The following is an 18,253-nucleotide window of genomic DNA, read 5'->3' on the forward strand; positions in this document are numbered from 1 at the left end:
GTTAAGGGTAATTAACGCTTTGCATAGGCAACTAAGGAAACGCCCAAAACTACAAATACAACTCCGGCAATGCGTGTAGGACTTGCTACATATTTAGTGAGTCCCAGCGCACCGTAATGATCGAGGAGAAGTGCTGCAATCATCTGACCAGCGATTGTCAATGCTAGTGCCAGAGATGCTCCAATTTTGGGTGTAGCAAAAATTGTTGACCACACATACAAAGTACCTAAACAACCGCCAATCCACATCCACCAAGAAGTTTGCCCTAGTGAAGTTGCCGCCGGCAGTGGATATCGTGCCAAGAAGCAAATAACCAGTGATGCTAACGTACCGGCAAGATAGGAAATGAAGGTGACTTGCATCGGTTCACCGACATAGCGTCGCAGTAGTGTGTTCAGGGCAACTTGAACAGGGAGAATAGCGCCACCAACAAGTGCTGCTAATAGATAAATCGTGCGCCCGTTCATCTCTAAACCTCCTGTTTCGCTGATCATCTTTACTAGGGTTTATTGTGCCAGTTGTGTAAGTCTTCAGCAATTAAACAGAAAAAAGCGATCGCATCATTTGTTCTAACACCTTTAACCCCCGCAAAGAACCACGAATCAGGTGAGTAGCCGCCACAGGTTGACGGAGAAATCTTTGCGCCAGAATCAGAGGCTGTAGAGAACCATCAGGATTAATGGCTGCACTGATATCAGGGATATCATGATGGCAATCATCACTAACAACTCTGAGCATCGCTACAGCCACTCCAGCTTGATGTAAAAGTTCTAGGGCAGCAAATCCTTCCATATCCACCACATCAACCCCCAAAGTTTCACCCAGATGACGTTTTTCTGTTGCGGAGGAAATCACGCGATCGCTTGTCAATGATTTGACAAAAGGGAGTGCTGAGTGCTGAGTGCTGAGTACTGAGTTTAGTTGTGCAGTTAGGGAGCGATCGCATACTTGCAGTTGTTCACAATACCTGCAATTGTCGTATAGCACAATATCCCCAACAGCATATTTTTGACTTAAACTACCACATAACCCCATAACCAGCACTTTTGGTTGTGGCTCATTTCCCCAGATTTTTTTTCCTAGTAATTGTTGCAAGTAGTTTGTTAATGGTTTTATCCCCACTGGTATAGGCACAACATCTGGCATTTCACCAACAACCACGCGACTTAAACCACGACGCACCGCCGCATATTCAGCACCCTGCGGCACAAGAATTGTGTCTATCATTTGGGGATTGGGGATTGGGGATTGGGGATTGGAGGACAAGGGGACAAGGGGACAAGGGGACAAGGAGAGGATAACTCTGAACTAATGACCAATGACTATTGACTATTGACTATTGACCATTGACTAATGACTATTGACTATTGACTAATTAGCAAAGTAGTGAAGATTACTGTAGCATGACAAATAATTATGTCTTGTGTGTAATAACTTTCTAAGATGGTAAAGCTTAATGGCGCAAAATCCGCACGAGAGCGTTTCAATCTTTCCCGATTGGCGATTGAGTTTTCGTGGTTGACGGTGAGTTTTTGGATTGCCGTAGCGGTGGCTGGAATTTTGGCTTTCAGTTCCCTGAAGTATGCTTTGTTTCCAGATATTACCTTTCCGGTAGTGGTGGTAAATGCTACGGTTCCTCTGGAAACTGCTGTGGATACAGAAGCAAAGCTCACCATACCCATAGAAAAGCGCCTACAATCTATTAAGGGCTTAGAGGATTTGCGATCGGCTAGCTATCCGGGACAAGCTGCTGTTAGTCTGTCTTTTAGTGTGGGGACGAATCTGGAAACATCGGCTCGTAATGTGGAAACTGCCCTCAAACAGCTGACTCTCCCCCCAGGGGCAAGCTACAAAATTATTCCCTTGAATTTGAATGAGTCGGCAGCTGTGAGTTATGCCATTGAGAGTTCTACTCGCAGTTTGCCAGACTTAACTAAGTTAGCTCAAGACCAGATTACACCAGCGATCGCTAAATTACCAGGCGTTCTCAAAGTCTCACTTTTGGGCGCGCCGACGACATCACCTGCACCAACTGCTACTCTAGCTTCAGGCGTTACACTAGTTAGGTTCAATGGTCAAGATGCTCTGGCATTTCAAGTGATTAAACGTGGTGATGCCAATACCTTAGAAGTAGTCGATGAGGTGGAAAAAACCGTCAAGAAACTGCGGACTACCTTTAAAGATATTAATCTCACTCTAGCGGCGACTCAAGCCGAATATATCCGCCATGCTACCCAGTCAACCATCGATGCTTTAATCGAAGCTATTTTGTTGTCTGTGGTGGTAATTTTTCCCTTTTTGTGGAATTGGCGCGCGACATTTATTTCCGCCTTGGCAATTCCTACGTCATTGTTAGCGACGTTTATCGTCATGGCGATTTACGGCTTTAACCTAGAGACAATTACATTGCTGGCTTTAGCCCTGGTAATTGGCAGTATTATTGACGATGCGATCGTGGATGTGGAAAACATCATGCGGCATATCGAAGATGGGGAAAGTCCCAAGCAAGCCGCACTCTTAGCTACCAATGAAATCGGTTTAACAGTTACAGCAGCTACCTTAACAGCCGTAGCTGTTTTCTTACCCATCGGTTTAATGGGTGGAGTAATTGGTCAATTTTTCAAGCCATTTGGCATCACTGTTTCCGCCGCTATGCTAGCTTCGATGCTAGTTGCCCGGACTTTATCGCCAGTTCTCGCTATTTACTGGCTCAAACCAGCTACAAGCACCTCCCGCCGTCGAGAAGGGCAATTTTGGCTCAACTTTACCCAAGGCTATCGCAACTTACTCCACTGGTCATTAAGCCACCGGAAAATAGTAGTAGCTTTAGCAATACTCAGTTTCATCGCTGGTATTGCCCTAATTCCCCTAATTCCCAAAGGCTTTATCCCTAAACTCGATCGCGGTGAGTTTAACATCACCTATACTGCACCTTTACCAAAGATTCCTAATGAGTTGTTGCAGTTGACAAGAGGACAAGGGGAAAGAGAGACGAGGGGACAAGGGGAAAGGGAGACAAGGGGACAAGGAGAGAATTCTTTCTCCCAATCCCCCACTCCCCCCATCTCCCAATCCCCCACTCTCCCCAACCCCCTCAACGACTCTCTTGAAGTGGCGAAGAAACTAGAGGCAGTCGTGAGAAAATCGCCGGATGTGGAAACAGTGTTTACTGTCGTGGGTACTCGTGAAGGTGAACCAAACAAAGGAACGCTATATGTCAAGCTAAAGGAGAAGCGCAAACTCAAGACACCAGCATTACAAGACCAATTACGCTCCGAGTTACCTAGTCTTCCTGGTGTCACTACCAGTGTGGCAGATATTCAATTTATCGATACAGGTGAACAAAAACCTTTACAAGTAGCACTAAGAGGTAATAACTTAGAAACCCTCGGTCAAGCTACCCAGGCAATTAAAGACCGGATCTCGAAAATTTCTGGATTTGTTGACGTGACAGTCACAGGTGCAGCCAATACTCCAGGCAAGATTTTACAAATTGAACGCTTGAACAATCAACGGGTAGCATATATCAGCGCTAACTTAAGTAAAGATTTCACTCTAGGTAGTGCTACAGACAAAATCGTGGCTGAAGCCAAAAAAGTGTTACCTAGTGATGTTACTTTAGACTTAGGAGGAGATTCTGCCCGTCAAAACGAAGTGTTTGGCAGTTTTGGTACAACTTTGCTGCTATCAGCACTTTGCATTGTTGTAGTACTGATTTTACTCTTCAAAAGTTGGGTAGACCCGGTGGTAATTGGTGTTTCCTTACCCTTAGCTGTGGTGGGAGCAATGTTAGCATTACTGTTTACCAAAAGTGACTTCGGGATGATCTCACTGATTGGTTTTGTATTTTTGTTGGGATTAGCTAACAAAAATGCCATCTTGCTGGTAGATTACATTAACCAGCTACGTAACGCTGGGTTAGAACGCACAGAAGCAATTCTCAAAGCCGGGCCAGTGCGCTTGCGGCCAATTATGATGACAACAGCTTCCACCATTTTAGGGATGCTACCGATCGCTCTCGGTTTAGGTGCAGGTTCAGAATTGCGATCGCCAATGGCAGTAGCGATCGCAGGCGGGTTAGTCACATCGACAATTCTCAGTTTGATTGTTGTCCCAGTAGTCTACGCCATTTTGGACGATTGGTTTCCTCGTTTTTCCCAGAAGGCAAAAAGCTGATGCGTGTATTTGTCACCGGGAGTACTGGTTTTATTGGGGCTAATTTGGTGCGATTGTTATTGCAACAAGGATATACAGTCAAAACCTTAGTCCGCCCCAACAGCAATCTGGGTAATTTACACAGGTTAGATGTAGAAATTGTCCAAGGCGATTTTCATGATCAACATTTGTGGCGACAAATGTCTGGTTGTCGCTACCTGTTTCATGTCGCCGCCCAGTATTCTCTATGGCAAAAAGACCGTGATTCACTCTATCACAACAATGTTTTAGGTACTTGTCATGTCCTAGATGCAGCCCAAAAAGCCGGAATTGAACGCACTGTTTACACCAGTTCTGTGGCGGCGATTGGGGTGGGTGCGTCTGGTGTGGTTGTCGATGAAACTCATCAAAGTCCAGTAGACAAGCTGGTGGGAGATTACAAAAAATCTAAATTTCTGGCCGAACAAGAAGCTATCCAAGCCGTTGCTAAAGGACAAGACATTGTGATCGTTAATCCCAGCACCCCTATCGGCCCTTTTGATATTAAACCCACACCCACAGGCGACATTATTTTACGCTTCTTGCGGCGACAAATGCCCGCCTATGTAAACACCGGACTCAATTTAATCGATGTGCGAGATGTGGCTTGGGGACATTTACTAGCTTTAGAACGAGGGAAAATAGGCGATCGCTATATTTTAGGTCATCAAAACCTCACCCTCAAACAATTGCTAGAACAACTCGCAGATATCACAGGTATCCCCGCACCCCAAACAACAGTCCCTAACTGGCTACCCCTAACTGTCGCCTGGATTGACGAAAAGATTCTCGCACCTTTAGGCAAAACTCCCTCAGTCCCTTTAGATGGTGTGCGGATGGCACAACAGGCAATGTATTACAATCCTGACAAAGCCATCAGAGAATTAGGCTTACCCCAATCCCCCATAAATAGCGCCCTCAAAGACGCTGTAGATTGGTTTGTAGCCAATGGATATGTCAATTAAGTTTGTCGTGAAGATGTTACATGATCACAATAAGAACTAAATTCCTTCAGACAAACTGTGGTTTGATCTATATAAAGAGGAGTGATACAAAAAATGGCCATTAATCTACAACAAGCTATAGACATCGGTAAGTATCTGGTAACTCAGCGTGTTTTGGGACGCAAAAAGTTTCCTTTAGTATTGATGCTAGAACCACTGTTTCGCTGTAATTTGGCGTGTTCTGGTTGCGGTAAGATTCAGCATCCCGCAGAAATCTTGAAGCAAAATCTCACACCAGCACAGTGTTTTGCCGCCGTAGAAGAGTGTGGTGCGCCGGTGGTTTCCATTCCTGGGGGTGAACCGTTGCTGCATCCTCAGATTGATGAGATTGTCAAGGGATTGATAGAACGCAAAAAGTATATTTATTTATGTACCAATGGTTTGTTACTAGAAAAAAGCCTCGATAAGTTTCAACCTTCCCCTTACCTGACTTTTAGCGTCCATCTAGATGGTCTGCGGGAATGGCATGATAAATGTGTGGATCGTCAAGGGGTGTTTGATATCGCAGTGAAAGCTATCAAAGCCGCTAAAGCTAGAGGATTTAGAGTCACCACCAACACCACGATTTTTGATGGTTGCGATACTCAGGAAATGCAGGAGTTTTTCGACTTCTTGGAAACCCTCAATACTGATGGGATGATGATTTCCCCCGGTTACAGTTACGAGTGGGCCCCAGATCAAGATCATTTCCTCAAACTAGAACAAACCCGCGCCTTATTCAGAGAAATTCTTGCACCCCATACGGCTGGTAAGAAAAACTGGAATTTCAATCACAATCCCTTATTTCTCGATTTTCTCATCGGTGAGAAGGATTATGAGTGTACACCTTGGGGTAGTCCTAGTTATAGTGTTCTCGGTTGGCAAAAACCTTGTTATCTGATGAATGAAGGTCATTATGCCACTTTTAAAGAATTACTAGAACAAACCGACTGGAGTCAATATGGTCGTGCTAGTGGTAATCCTAAGTGCGCTGATTGTATGGTTCACTGTGGTTATGAACCCACAGCCGCAGTGGATGCAATGCAGCCGCAAAATATTGCCCGTTCTCTAGGGACGGTGTTTGGTAGGTAAGTTTTCAGCTTTGTGTCTTTGTGTCTCTGTGGTGAAAAATATTTTATTTAACCACAAAGGCACGGAGACACAGAGGAATTGGTTGCTGGAAGTGGGATGTTAAAGTCACTGTGAAAAAGCAATGCTTACCCTACAAGTTGATCATTAGTTGTTGATGCTGTATGGCCAGGTATGCGTAAATGGGCATAAACACCACTAAGTTGAATCTGTTCTGGTGGTTGGCGTAGGCTGATACAGCATCTTTGCACTGCGGCTTGGTATTCTCGCCATTGCTGACGTATGGCTTTACTGGCAGCATCGTTACCTAAGTCTGCAAATTTTAATCCAGCTCTACTTAACCAAATCTCTACGTCTTTCGTTTCACCAATCAGTTCTGGTGATAAATAAATGTTTTCCATGATTTTTAGATATTTTATGACTAAATAAATGTCTTTAAATCAAATTTAATTTTCCTGATGAAGAATAGCAAACATTATTTTTTGTTAAACAAATAATTAAAAGTAATTGACAAATAAAATTTTCTGTGCATTCGGTATTAAAGTAAAATTTGGGTAGAGATAGATGATCAAGTGAAAAGCCTATGACCATATCTGTCAAAAAATTCACCCTAGATGAGTATCTTGCTTATGATGATGGCACGGATGTTCGTTATGAACTTGTGGATGGAGAGTTAGTCGAAATGCCACCAGAAAGCGATCGCAATAACTTAATTTCTCTCTATCTGCTGTCAAAGTTTCTCAAGTTTGTGCCGATTCAACTCATCCGTCATAAAGATACAGAACTCGTAGTAATAGGTAATCGGACTCGTGTACGACTACCGGATTTGATGATATTACGAGAATTATTAGCAGCCCTCTCTGGAGGGCGAGCAACAATTACGCCAGATATGCCTTCTCCGGCAATGGTGGTTGAGGTTGTCTCGCCGGGAAAGGTGAATGAAGATAGAGACTACCGCTATAAGCGTTCTGAGTATGCAGCACGGGGTATCCCTGAATATTGGATTGTTGATGCCGAGAAAGGTCGAATTACCTTGCTGACTTTGGTAGATGGATTGTATGAAGAAGTTGTGTTTCAGGGAACAGACATGATTAAGTCAGCAACTTTTCCCATGTTGGATATGACAGCAGTCGAGGTGTTGACGGCTGGACAAGGGCAATTATAATCGCTTTGGCTAATAGACGGATCGCTATCCCGATTTCTGCACTAATTTTTGTAAAAGCTAATGAAAGCAAGCATGAGAGGAACTAAAGCCAGTGCAAATCACTAAGCGCAATGTCGAGTTGAGAGTAGATGACAGCTTGATGCGTGTGTATGTCGCTTCTCCCAAGCCAGCTGGAGTTTACCCAGGTATTTTATTTTACAGTGATATATATCAATTGGGTGATCCAATCATTCGTTTAGCCAACTACTTGGCAGGGTATGGTTATGTAGTAGCCGCACCAGAAATTTTTCATCGTCTTGAGCCGATTGGTTTAGCAATTACACCAGATGATTTAGGTAGAATGCGGGGTAACGACGATGCACGACGAACAGCGATCGCTGAATATGATGCTGATTGTCAAGCTGTAATTGAGTTTTTAAAAGCTGAGAGTTCTGTTAACCCCGATAAAATTGGTACTCTGGGCTTTTGTATTGGCGGACATTTAGCCTTTCGGGCAGGCTTTGCCCAGGAAATTAAAGCCTCGGTTTGCTGCTATCCTACAGGTATTCCCAGTGGTAAGTTGGGTAAAGGGGTAGCTGATACTATCCAGAGGGTAAGTGAAATCAAAGGCAAAATGTTACTTGTCCTGGGTACACTTGATCCGCATATCCCCGAACACGACCGACAAGTTTTAATTAAAGCCATTGAAGATGCTGGTATTGTTCACAAAGTAGTTTTATACTCAGCTGAACATACCTTCATGCGTGATGACGGTTATCGTTATGATTCTGTTGCAGCTACAGCCGCCTGGGCAGAAATTATTGATTTTTTAGCATTAGCCATCAGTCATTAGTTCTTCTCTAGGTCGAAATGATAGTCAAGAGTACGCGCTAACCCTACTTTCCCACACCCCCAGCTCGTTCCCGTGCTAGGCTATCTATGGCATCACCCAACGCAGTGGTTAAGCTTTTACGGGTTTGGGCGTGGTTTTCTTGCTCTGTTTTTAAGGATTGGCGTAAGCGATCGCATTCTGGGATTAAAGCAGTCAATTTAGCTTGCAATTCCTCTACCGATTGGAGTTGGGCTACTTCTTGCTGGATAACTGTGGGATCTTGAGACTCAGGTAAGATTTCGCCATCAATTCCTTTGAGCTTTTGGATTTCTGCTTTGAGGGAGGTAATTGTTTGCCGAAACAAATCCGCGTCAGTACGGCGTTGTTGTGCTTCTGTATTGTAGAGTTTGCGCCATTTTTCGGCACTTTCCCAGGCTGTATCCCGTTCTTGCTGCTGTTCTACTAGCTGTTGCTTCAGTGTTTGAATTTCTGCTAACCACTGTTGTGTGAGGTGTTGACCAATTTCCGTACTTTCAGCCATTTTTTTATTTATCCATACAACTATCGAACTAATGTATACATTGTTCCCCGGAAAAATCTACCCGTAATGATTCTTTATATTAATCCCAATTTCAGCCACCCAAATAATTCCCCAACAGATAACTGCAAATCTAAAAAATCTGGGACAGGTAAAATATCATCAAATTGCCGTTTAACTTCCGGTAATTGATTTGGTAAAAAACAAATTACTGCTTTTTCTTCTGGATCAATTAACCATCCTAAACGGGTTTGATGGCGTAAGCAAAACAGTATATTGTCTGTCACCCGTGTTTGCGATTGCTCAGGTGAGAGAATTTCAATTGTCCAGTCGGGAGGAATTGCAAAAGTATTAGCTACCTCACCATCTGCATCAAATGGAATGTTTTCCCAACGAAATACTGCAATATCTGGAACAATTGAACGTCCAGAAAATGTACATCTCAATTCGGGAAAAGCATAAGCAGTTTTACTTGGCAATCCTACCTGATTAATTCCATCGGCAAGACGAATTTGCAGAGTACTGTGTTTTCCTTGAGGCATAGGTTTTAAATATATATAACCATTAATAAATTCTTTAGTCGGTTTTGTTTCTGGAAGGGCTAAAAATTCAGCTAGAGTTAGGGGTTTGCTAGTTGTTTGCATAGGAATTGTTGGTTTAGGCGATGATTCTATTATCTAGATTTCACGGTGTTGTGTCTAAAGTTGGGGATGGTGTTGCTCCTCTTGTAGGCGATCGCACATCTGGAGATAAACTAATTAAATCGTCAATATTGCGTTTCATCGTTTTACAAATGGCATCTAAGGGTAAATCATTAGCATCGTAACCAAAGGGATTTTCTATCTCTAAACCAATGGCTTCAATTCCAAATAAAGTAAAGCTCACCAAAGCTGTAATTAAACCTGTCCACCAGCTTAAACTCTCCACCATCTGAAAAGGTAAGAGAACACAATACAGCAACAACAATTGTTTGAGGTGAATAGAATATGCCAGAGGCATCGGTGTTTTTAAAATTCTTTCGCAAGCCCCTAAATTATCTACTAAATTATTGAGTAATTCTTGTATAGATGTTAACTGATAGCTATTTAAGCGATTGCGAGTATACTGATGTTGGAGATAATCCCCAATCCAAAAAGCTATTTCTAAGGGTGGGTTATTCATGCCCTGAAGTTTAAAATATCTGGAAGATGACATTAATTCTTCTAACTCGCTGTTGACATTTTCACAACGCAAATGTAACTTTGTCGCCACAGCAAAGGCTACTAGCAATTTTAAAACAGCTATTTTGTCATTTCTATCTGTCGATGAATTTTCATCCACAGACACCCAAATCTGTCTAGCTAGATTACGAGTATGATTGACGATGGAACCCCAGCATTTTCTTCCTTCCCAAAAACGTTCATAAGCTGTGTTTGTGCGAAAAACTAATAATAAACCCAACACAATACTAGGGATGACAGTGCCTAAAATGGGTTGAGAAACAGGTATTTTCAAATAATACAACAGAGAAATTAACACCCCAAACAAGCCACAACAAATCACGCGCTGATAAATTGAGACAATAACTGAACCTTTAAGTTGCAAAGCTTGTCGAAACCATTGTTTTTTTTCCCAAGTCATTTTCATAACCTAATTACTTCAGCAAGTATCTGGTGATTTAAAAATCATAACTCTAGATGTAGGATTTATACTTAATTTTTCCAATACACGTAGTACCCGAATTTCTCACGAAATTTATCAAACTGAAGTCCAGAGACTGTAGGGGCGGGTTAACCAGATATTCGTGAATGATTGAAGCATATTTGTGAACCCGCCCCTACCGTTTTGTAAAAGGATGTTTTAAAAGTCCTTGATGATGTATCAAATATTTTTCGATCCCCCTAAATCCCCCTTAAAAAGGGGGACTTTAATTCCGGTTCCCCCCTTTTTAAGGCAGGGCTGTTTCATTCCCTAAAACAGGTAAAATAGCAAGAGTTGTGGGGAAAAAATATGGGTGCAGAGCTGATAGAACAATTAAAGCAAGTGGAAGATTTTAGAACGACTGATGGACGAAGACATCCACTGTGGCTAGTGTTGCTGTTTGTCATAATGGGAACAATGAATGGATATGTTGGGTATCGTGAGTGGGGAGATTTTGTTAAAAGGCATAGACGGGTATTAATAGAAAAATTTGGCATTCAAAAACATGGGGTTCCCTCATATTCAACAATTCGACGTGTAGTCATGGGAGTGAATTTTGATAAACTGACAGAAAAATTTAATGAATGGGCGAAAAATTATGTGGATTTAGAAGTATCAGAATGGTGTGCAGTAGATGGTAAAAGTATTAAGGGTACAGTGGAGAACTATAGTTCATCTCATCAGAATTTTGTGAGCATAGTATCAGTATTTGCTGGCAAGAAAGGGCTAGTTGTGGGGATGAAGAAATTTGATAACCAACTCAAAAGCGAAATACAAGTTGTCCAGGAGCTAGTCACAGCATTGGATATAGAAGATGTTATCTTGAGCTTTGATTCCTTACATTGCCAAAAAAAACTTGCAAAATAATTATTGAAGGTGGTAACGATTACGTTATTGCTGTGAAAGATAATCAACCAAAACTACATCGACATATTCAACAGATTGCCGCTACCAGAAAACCAACTTCTCGGATAATTGAGACAGAAAAGACTAGAGATAGATTAACAACTCGTACTGTCGAAGTTTTCCATGATGTCAATGGAATTGACCCAGAATGGACGGGAATACAATCTTTAATTAGGGTCGAAAGAATTGGCACAAGAAAGGATAAGAAATATCATGAGATTGTTTGTTATATTAGCAGCTTGATTTGTACAGCGAAGGAATTTGCCATCGGTATTCGCGGTCATTGGGGTATCGAAAATTGCCTCCATTGGGTGAAAGATGTTGTTTTCAAAGAAGATAATTCGACGATCCGTATGGGCAATGCTCCCGCAAATCTCTCCATATTGAGAGCAATCGCTCTCAATATACTTCGCCGAAATGGTCATACTTCCATCACAATTGCCCAAAGATTTATCTCTCATGATATTGACAAACTCCTTCACCTTGTGGAATGAAACAGCCCTGCCTTTTTAAGGGGGGTTAGGGGGGATCACTCGTTGCTTAAAAATACAACTAACCACTTTTAAAACAACCTCTAAGAAATGCAGGAGTAGTGTAGCAGCACCACCCAACATAAATCTTAAAATCAATCCAGTATTGTTATGGGGTTACCCAAAGCCTCCATCATGAGAAATTCGGGCTAGTGCAGGATGTGTGCAATGGCAAAAGACTATTCCTTAAGAGGTAAATACTGATTATGCCATGAGAAAGAAGTAATTCTATGACTAACTCTCTAGAGTTAGGTGTATAAAAAATATGGTTTTTAGGACTTAGAGGACGTTTGAAAAGTATGTTTCTTTGTCATGTTGAATGCAGCGTAGCGGAATGAAACATCTCGGTATGTGCCACAAAACCTAGATTCTTCCTTACGCTCCGCTCCAGTCAGAATGACATTTTTATACCTACTGAAACTTTTCCAACACCCTCTTACAGGTTATTACAAATTTTTCATCCTATTTATCAACAGTTAAGAGTCCAAAAATCGTAATTTTGACTGATCAAAAATCTGCATTTTTTCAAAATTATTTTATTAGCAAAAACTTGTCATATTTCTCAATCAGGATTATAAATTATGACTAACCAAGCGCAACTACACCAATGGCATGAACTAGCGCAACAACTGCGAATAGATAGTATTCGCGCCACAACTGTCGCTGGTTCAGGTCATCCCACTTCTTCTATGTCTCCTGCCGATTTGATGGCAGTTTTAATCACAAAATATCTCCGCTACGATTTTACTCATCCCCACAATCCCAATAACGATCGCCTTGTTTTCTCCAAAGGACACGCAGCACCGTTACTTTATGCCATGTATAAAGCTGCGGGGGTGATTAGTGATGGGGAATTACTCTCACTCAGGCACAAGGGAAGTAGGCTAGAGGGTCATCCCACACCAGTTATACCTTGGGTTGATGTGGCTACAGGCTCATTAGGACAAGGATTACCCATTGGTGTAGGGTTAGCTCTAGCTGGCAAATATTTAGACCAATTACCTTATAATGTCTGGGTACTACTGGGTGATAGCGAAACTGCGGAAGGTTCGATTTGGGAAGCCTTCGATCATGCAGCACACTATACTTTAGACAATTTAATTGCCATTATTGACGTGAATCGCCTTGGTCAACGGGGTCAAACAGAATTGGGTTGGAATACTCAAGCTTATGCTCATCGTGCTAAAGCTTTTGGTTGGCAAGCGATGGAAATTGATGGTCACGATTTGACAGAGATTGATCAAGCCTTTAGCGCTGCTGTCAGTATCAACGATCGCCCCACTGTTATTATTGCCCGGACTAAAAAAGGTAAAGGTGTCAATTCTCTAGAAGATTTGGGTGGTTGGCATGGTAAAGCCCTCAAACCTGATGCAGAGAAACAGGCGATCACTGAATTGGGTGGGGAACGCCACATCCAGATTCAAGTTAGTCAACCTGAAGAACAACAGCTAAATATCATAGCCAATCCCCAACCATTGCAACTACCTACCTATGAGAAGGGTACAAAGGTAGCAACTCGTCGCGCCTATGGTGATGCCCTCATAGCCTTGGGAACAGCTCAACCTGATGTTGTAGTTCTAGATGCCGAAGTCAGCAATTCCACTTACACCGAAGACTTTGCCGAAGCCTATCCAGAACGTTACTTTGAAATGTACATCGCCGAACAGCAGATGGTAGCGGCGGCTATTGGCTTACAAGTACGAAATTACAAACCCTTTGCTTCCACCTTCGCTGCCTTCTTGACTCGCGCCTACGATTTTGTGCGAATGGCGGCTGTATCTCGTGCCAATATTAAATTAGTTGGTTCCCATGCTGGTGTATCCATTGGTCAGGATGGCCCCTCACAGATGGGACTAGAAGACTTAGCCGCATTCCGGGCAGTGTGGCACAGTACAGTTCTGTATCCCTGCGATGCCAATCAAACAGCGCAGCTAGTAGCCCAAATGAGCGATCGCCAGGGTGTTGTTTACCTCCGCACCACACGCGAAAGCACACCCGTGATTTACGGTGCGGACGAAGAGTTTCCTATTGGTGGTAGTAAAGTCATTCGTAGTTCCGATCAAGACCAAGCTACTGTGATTGGTGCAGGTATCACATTACACGAAGCCCTAAAAGCATATGAGCGACTGAAAAACGAAGCGATCGCAGTCCGAATTATCGATGCCTATTCAGTTAAACCCATTGATGTCCAAACTATACACCAAGCAGCTCACGATACAGAGGGCAATTTAGTCGTTGTAGAAGACCACTGGTCTGAAGGGGGATTGGGTGCAGCCGTCCTAGATGCCTTTGCCGGGATTGGCGATTTGCCCACCTACGACGGTTCACAACTGCAAATCATCAAGCTAGCCGTCTCCGATATGCCTGGTTCCGGGACACCAGAAGAATTGCTGCATTGGGCGAAAATTGACGCTGATGCCATTGTAGAAGCCGTGAAATCCCAAGTCAAACAACCCATTGGCGCAAAAACCTAAAGCATTCCCTCTGTGATACCAATTTCCTTTAAATGTGAAACAGTGGAGACGTTGCATTGCAACGTCTCTACATAATTCATGTGTATCATGATTAACGTGAAATGGTATGACTTAGTGTCTTTGTGGTTAAATAAATAATTTTCAACCACACAGACACTGTCTACCATCAACTCAAGATTTTTCCCAATTGCCAGGTAAAATCTTTATATTCTCGCCTTTTTTCCACTAATTTCTGACTGCTGTCTCTCCTTGGGAACGAGTTCAAACTCAAAATTGCCCACGAGACGGTCATTAACATATACATATATTATGTGTTTGCCAGGAGGATCACCGGGGGCGATCGTCCAAAAGTTTTCAATTACACCATCTTTAGCTACCTGTGTCCGTTTGGTGACAGCTTCCGTCCCATCAGGTGATAAGGTGAAGTTTTCACCGTTATCTGTAGCCCAAGTTTCTGGCGGTTTTGGCAAGCGTAAAACTTCTCGCCATGTCACCTCACCTTTGATGTCTTGCAGTTGAATCCGCCAACCGTATCTATTACCCTGTTCTAATGGCACTTTAATTGTCGGGGCAAAGGTAAATTTTCCCTCAGCATCAACATTTACTACCCCAAACTCAGCTTTACTGACATTAATCTGTTGAGTGTTATTTGGCTGAGACTGGGAGAGGATTTTCATATTATCGGCTAGAGCCGGGGCATGAACTACCCCAGATATCAGCAAAGAAGAAGAGATGACAACTGTCGCAGCCCAAATTCTCATTGGCAAAATTTTTGGTCAGTTACTGGTACATATTCAGCTAATTTTTCCTTCTCTCCGGTATGACTGATGCTTGATGCAAAATCTAGAGTTGGGAGTATGAATTAGCAGTAAGTATTTTATTTCAGTATCTCATTGATCTGATCCCATTTCACGTTAATCATGATACACATAAATTATGTGGAGACGTTGCATTGCAACGTCTCTACTCATACTTGATTCAGCACGGGATATTGTTGTAAAACTTGCTGCAAATATTGTCCAGTGTAAGACTGAGCATTTTTTGCTACTTCCTCCGGTGTGCCGACAGCAATTACTTCTCCCCCTTTATCGCCGCCTTCCGGCCCTAAATCTATTACCCAGTCGGCACAACGAATCACATCTAAGTTGTGTTCAATCACTAAAATTGAATTACCTTTATCTACTAATCTTTGCAACACATCTAACAATTTATGCACATCATAAAAAGATAAACCTGTGGTTGGTTCATCGATTAAATAAAGTGTTTTTCCTGTGGCACGGCGCGATAATTCTGTGGCTAATTTTACTCGTTGGGCTTCACCACCAGATAGAGTTGTGGCGGGTTGTCCTAGTTGAATATAACCTAAACCCACATCAACTAAAGTTTGTAATCTTGTAAAGGCTTTAGGAATGTTTTGGAAGAAATCTAAACTCTCCTCAACAGTCATGCTGAGAACATCAGAAATAGATTTATCTTTATATTTCACTTGCAAAGTTTCCCGATTATATCGCGCACCTTTGCAAATTTCACACTGTACATAAACATCTGGAAGAAAGTTCATTTCAATGACATTGACACCTTGGCCGCTACAAGCTTCGCAACGTCCACCTTTGACATTAAAAGAAAATTGCCCAGGTTTATATCCTCTCGCTTTAGCTTCTACTGTTTGCGAAAACACATCCCGAATCACATCAAAAACCCCTGTGTAAGTGGCGGGGTTAGAACGGGGTGTGCGGCCAATGGGAGACTGGTCGATAACGATCGCTTTATCAACCGCATTTAAGCCCTGGATTTTTTCTAAATCTTTGGGTAAGGGAACTTTCTTAGTTAAATGATGTTGTAGTGATGGGTAGAGTAGTTCATTAATTAAGGTAGATTTGCCTGAACCAGAAACACCAGTGACAGCGACTAGTTTACCTAAAGGAATCTCTACATCAATATTTCTTAAGTTGTTGCGATGGGCATTTTTAATGATCAGGCTACGTCCATTCCCTTCTCGACGTTCGGCTGGTGTATTAATTACCAGTCTTCCTGATAGATACGCACCCGTTAATGATGTTTCGGCTGTAAGTAAAGTTTCTAAATCACCTTGGGCAATAATACTACCGCCATGAATGCCTGCACCAGGGCCAATATCGACTATGTAATCGGCAGTACGGATGGTTTCTTCGTCATGTTCAACGACGATTAAAGTATTACCTAAATCGCGTAATTTGGTTAAAGTTTTGAGTAATCTGCCGTTATCTCTTTGATGTAAACCTATACTGGGTTCATCTAAAACGTAGAGTACTCCTGTTAAACCAGAACCAATCTGTGTGGCTAGACGAATGCGTTGGGCTTCACCACCAGAAAGGGTCATGGCTGCACGATCAAGGGTGAGATAATCTAAGCCAACATCTAATAAAAATTGTAATCTAGCTTTCACTTCTCGTAGGGCTAAATCAGCAATTTGGAGTTGGCGATCGCTCAATTTTAACTGCTCAATTCTCTGCTGACAATCTCGAATTGCGACTCCAGTAAAATCTAAAATCTGAAATTGTCCCAACCTCACAGACAAGGCTTCTGGTTTTAATCTTTTCCCCTGGCAAACTTCACAAGGTTGATCAATTAAATACTGCTCTAGTTTTTGTTTAACTAATTCCGTTCCCCCCTCATATTGTCGTTGTAAAATGGGAATCACCCCTTTATAGTTGGGTGTTTTTTGATTACCTTTACTGTTGTCTGCTTTCTCACCATAGAGAATAATTTCCTGTTGTTCTGCTGTTAGCCGATGCCAATTGATTTGTAATTCAAATCCGTGAGTTTGTCCCAAACTATAAAGCAATTCCAAGTAATAAGAATTTTCCTTCTCTGACCAGGGGGCGATCGCCGCGTATACTGGTGCTTCAGGATCGGGTACAACTAACTCTGGGGCAAATCTTCTTAAAGTGCCAATCCCATGACAATGGGGACAAGCGCCGTAGGGAGAGTTAAAGGAAAATAAGCGCGGTGATAATTCTTCCATCACCGCACCATGTTCAGGACAGGCAAAGTTTTCGGAAAAGACTAATTCTTCTTCTGGTGCGTTGTCATCAGGCAAACTCACCAGAATGTTAGCTATACCACCAGATTGTTTTAAGCACGTAGATAGAGAATCGACCAAACGCTCTTGGATACCGTCTTTTTTCACTAGTCGGTCGATGACTACCTCAATAGTGTGAGTAAAATTTTTATCTAATTCAATCGAATCTGACAGTTCACGGACTTCACCATCCACACGCACCCTGACAAAACCTTGAGCAGCCAAACTTGATAATAACTTGCGGTGAGTCCCCTTTTTCCCACGCACCACAGGGGCGAGAATTTGGAAGCGGGTACGTTCTGGTAGTTCCATAATCCTGTCTACCATTTCATCAATGGTTTGCGGTGCAATACAGCGATCGCATATGGGACAATGGGGTTCACCAGCTCGACCAAACAATAACCGCAAATAGTCGTAAATTTCCGTCACCGTCCCCACCGTAGAACGGGGGTTATGAGAGGTGGATTTTTGATCAATGGAAATGGCTGGACTTAAGCCTTCAATGGCTTCCACATCCGGTTTATTTAATTGTCCTAAAAATTGCCTAGCGTAGGCACTCAGCGATTCGACATAACGCCGTTGTCCCTCAGCGAAGATGGTATCGAACGCCAGGGAAGACTTACCTGAACCTGACACACCAGTAAACACGATCAGGCGATCGCGTGGCAATTCCAAGTCAATATTCTTCAGATTATGCTGTCTTGCACCCCGAATCCGAATCGTGTTCTGACTGATGTTGTGGGAGTGCGGCAGATTTCCATTCAGGGATACGAGCTGTTTTTCTGACATATTGACCGACTAAAAGGGGAGTTTCCCGCGAAA

Annotated in this window: 14 protein-coding genes and 1 pseudogene; 7 read left to right on the plus strand and 8 right to left on the minus strand. The window is 42.6% G+C overall.

Annotated features, from left to right (window positions below; genetic code table 11):
* Positions 1-11: 11 nt before the first annotated feature.
* Positions 12-467: a DMT family transporter gene (locus tag FD725_RS15255; protein WP_179048903.1), complete on the minus strand. Its 456-nt coding sequence runs from the start codon at positions 465-467 to the stop codon at positions 12-14.
* Positions 468-537: 70 nt separating this feature from the next.
* On the minus strand, positions 538-1,227 hold the full coding sequence (locus tag FD725_RS15260) for a phosphorylase (RefSeq protein WP_179048904.1): 690 nt from the start codon (positions 1,225-1,227) through the stop codon (positions 538-540).
* Between the two features lie 216 nt (positions 1,228-1,443).
* On the opposite strand from FD725_RS15260, the gene FD725_RS15265 reads away from it, so the two are divergent.
* From FD725_RS15265 to hpnH, 3 genes are all read left to right on the plus strand, one after another.
* Complete coding sequence (locus FD725_RS15265; RefSeq protein WP_179048905.1) at positions 1,444-4,176, plus strand: efflux RND transporter permease subunit; 2,733 nt, start codon at positions 1,444-1,446, stop codon at positions 4,174-4,176.
* Positions 4,176-5,159 (plus strand): hopanoid-associated sugar epimerase, encoded by a 984-nt coding sequence (gene hpnA, locus FD725_RS15270; protein ID WP_179048906.1) that lies wholly within the window; start codon positions 4,176-4,178, stop codon positions 5,157-5,159. The genes FD725_RS15265 and hpnA overlap by 1 nt, the downstream gene beginning before the upstream one ends.
* 93 nt (positions 5,160-5,252) lie before the next feature.
* Positions 5,253-6,269 carry an adenosyl-hopene transferase HpnH gene (hpnH, locus tag FD725_RS15275; protein ID WP_179048907.1) on the plus strand — a complete coding sequence of 339 codons (1,017 nt, stop codon included), beginning with the start codon at positions 5,253-5,255 and terminating at the stop codon, positions 6,267-6,269.
* 125 nt (positions 6,270-6,394) lie between these two features.
* Here the strand turns inward: hpnH and FD725_RS15280 are convergent, their stop codons facing one another.
* Positions 6,395-6,667: a hypothetical protein gene (locus FD725_RS15280; RefSeq protein WP_179048908.1), complete on the minus strand. Its 273-nt coding sequence runs from the start codon at positions 6,665-6,667 to the stop codon at positions 6,395-6,397.
* Between the two features lie 182 nt (positions 6,668-6,849).
* On the opposite strand from FD725_RS15280, the gene FD725_RS15285 reads away from it, so the two are divergent.
* Both FD725_RS15285 and FD725_RS15290 read left to right on the plus strand, forming a co-directional pair.
* Complete coding sequence (locus FD725_RS15285; RefSeq protein WP_179048909.1) at positions 6,850-7,431, plus strand: Uma2 family endonuclease; 582 nt, start codon at positions 6,850-6,852, stop codon at positions 7,429-7,431.
* 91 nt (positions 7,432-7,522) lie between these two features.
* Positions 7,523-8,263: a dienelactone hydrolase family protein gene (locus FD725_RS15290; RefSeq protein WP_179048910.1), complete on the plus strand. Its 741-nt coding sequence runs from the start codon at positions 7,523-7,525 to the stop codon at positions 8,261-8,263.
* 43 nt (positions 8,264-8,306) lie between these two features.
* Here the strand turns inward: FD725_RS15290 and FD725_RS15295 are convergent, their stop codons facing one another.
* The 3 genes from FD725_RS15295 to FD725_RS15305 all read right to left on the minus strand — a co-directional run bounded on the left by FD725_RS15295 (position 8,307) and on the right by FD725_RS15305 (position 10,400).
* Positions 8,307-8,783: a hypothetical protein gene (locus tag FD725_RS15295; RefSeq protein WP_179048911.1), complete on the minus strand. Its 477-nt coding sequence runs from the start codon at positions 8,781-8,783 to the stop codon at positions 8,307-8,309.
* Positions 8,784-8,857: 74 nt separating this feature from the next.
* Positions 8,858-9,424 (minus strand): Uma2 family endonuclease, encoded by a 567-nt coding sequence (locus FD725_RS15300; RefSeq protein ID WP_179048912.1) that lies wholly within the window; start codon positions 9,422-9,424, stop codon positions 8,858-8,860.
* Between the two features lie 40 nt (positions 9,425-9,464).
* Entirely contained in the window at positions 9,465-10,400 is a 936-nt protein-coding gene (locus tag FD725_RS15305) for a bestrophin family protein (protein ID WP_179048913.1), read from the minus strand.
* A gap of 369 nt (positions 10,401-10,769) precedes the next feature.
* Between FD725_RS15305 and FD725_RS32505 the strand changes: the two are divergent.
* Together FD725_RS32505 and FD725_RS15320 are read left to right on the plus strand one after the other, a co-directional pair.
* Positions 10,770-11,860: pseudogene (locus tag FD725_RS32505) on the plus strand (ISAs1 family transposase).
* A gap of 617 nt (positions 11,861-12,477) precedes the next feature.
* The gene (locus tag FD725_RS15320; RefSeq protein WP_179048914.1) at positions 12,478-14,370 is read left to right on the plus strand and encodes a transketolase; all 1,893 of its coding nucleotides are present in this window, start codon (positions 12,478-12,480) and stop codon (positions 14,368-14,370) included.
* Between the two features lie 203 nt (positions 14,371-14,573).
* Here FD725_RS15320 and FD725_RS15325 read toward each other — a convergent pair whose 3' ends face one another.
* Together FD725_RS15325 and uvrA are read right to left on the minus strand one after the other, a co-directional pair.
* Complete coding sequence (locus FD725_RS15325) at positions 14,574-15,131, minus strand: hypothetical protein (RefSeq protein ID WP_179048915.1); 558 nt, start codon at positions 15,129-15,131, stop codon at positions 14,574-14,576.
* A 206-nt stretch (positions 15,132-15,337) separates the two neighbouring features.
* Positions 15,338-18,220: an excinuclease ABC subunit UvrA gene (gene uvrA, locus FD725_RS15330; protein ID WP_179048916.1), complete on the minus strand. Its 2,883-nt coding sequence runs from the start codon at positions 18,218-18,220 to the stop codon at positions 15,338-15,340.
* Positions 18,221-18,253 lie beyond the last annotated feature (33 nt).

The organism is Nostoc sp. TCL26-01 (genome assembly GCF_013393945.1).
Classification (GTDB): Bacteria; Cyanobacteriota; Cyanobacteriia; order Cyanobacteriales; family Nostocaceae; genus Trichormus.

Coding starts and splice junctions, on each gene's coding strand:
- FD725_RS15255 (WP_179048903.1), bottom strand. CDS start 467: ATGAACGGGCGCACGATTTATCTATTAGCAGCACTTGTTGGTGGCGCT.
- FD725_RS15260 (WP_179048904.1), bottom strand. CDS start 1,227: ATGATAGACACAATTCTTGTGCCGCAGGGTGCTGAATATGCGGCGGTG.
- FD725_RS15265 (WP_179048905.1), top strand. CDS start 1,444: ATGGTAAAGCTTAATGGCGCAAAATCCGCACGAGAGCGTTTCAATCTT.
- hpnA (WP_179048906.1), top strand. CDS start 4,176: ATGCGTGTATTTGTCACCGGGAGTACTGGTTTTATTGGGGCTAATTTG.
- hpnH (WP_179048907.1), top strand. CDS start 5,253: ATGGCCATTAATCTACAACAAGCTATAGACATCGGTAAGTATCTGGTA.
- FD725_RS15280 (WP_179048908.1), bottom strand. CDS start 6,667: ATGGAAAACATTTATTTATCACCAGAACTGATTGGTGAAACGAAAGAC.
- FD725_RS15285 (WP_179048909.1), top strand. CDS start 6,850: ATGACCATATCTGTCAAAAAATTCACCCTAGATGAGTATCTTGCTTAT.
- FD725_RS15295 (WP_179048911.1), bottom strand. CDS start 8,783: ATGGCTGAAAGTACGGAAATTGGTCAACACCTCACACAACAGTGGTTA.
- FD725_RS15300 (WP_179048912.1), bottom strand. CDS start 9,424: ATGCAAACAACTAGCAAACCCCTAACTCTAGCTGAATTTTTAGCCCTT.
- FD725_RS15305 (WP_179048913.1), bottom strand. CDS start 10,400: ATGACTTGGGAAAAAAAACAATGGTTTCGACAAGCTTTGCAACTTAAA.
- FD725_RS15320 (WP_179048914.1), top strand. CDS start 12,478: ATGACTAACCAAGCGCAACTACACCAATGGCATGAACTAGCGCAACAA.
- FD725_RS15325 (WP_179048915.1), bottom strand. CDS start 15,131: ATGAGAATTTGGGCTGCGACAGTTGTCATCTCTTCTTCTTTGCTGATA.
- uvrA (WP_179048916.1), bottom strand. CDS start 18,220: ATGTCAGAAAAACAGCTCGTATCCCTGAATGGAAATCTGCCGCACTCC.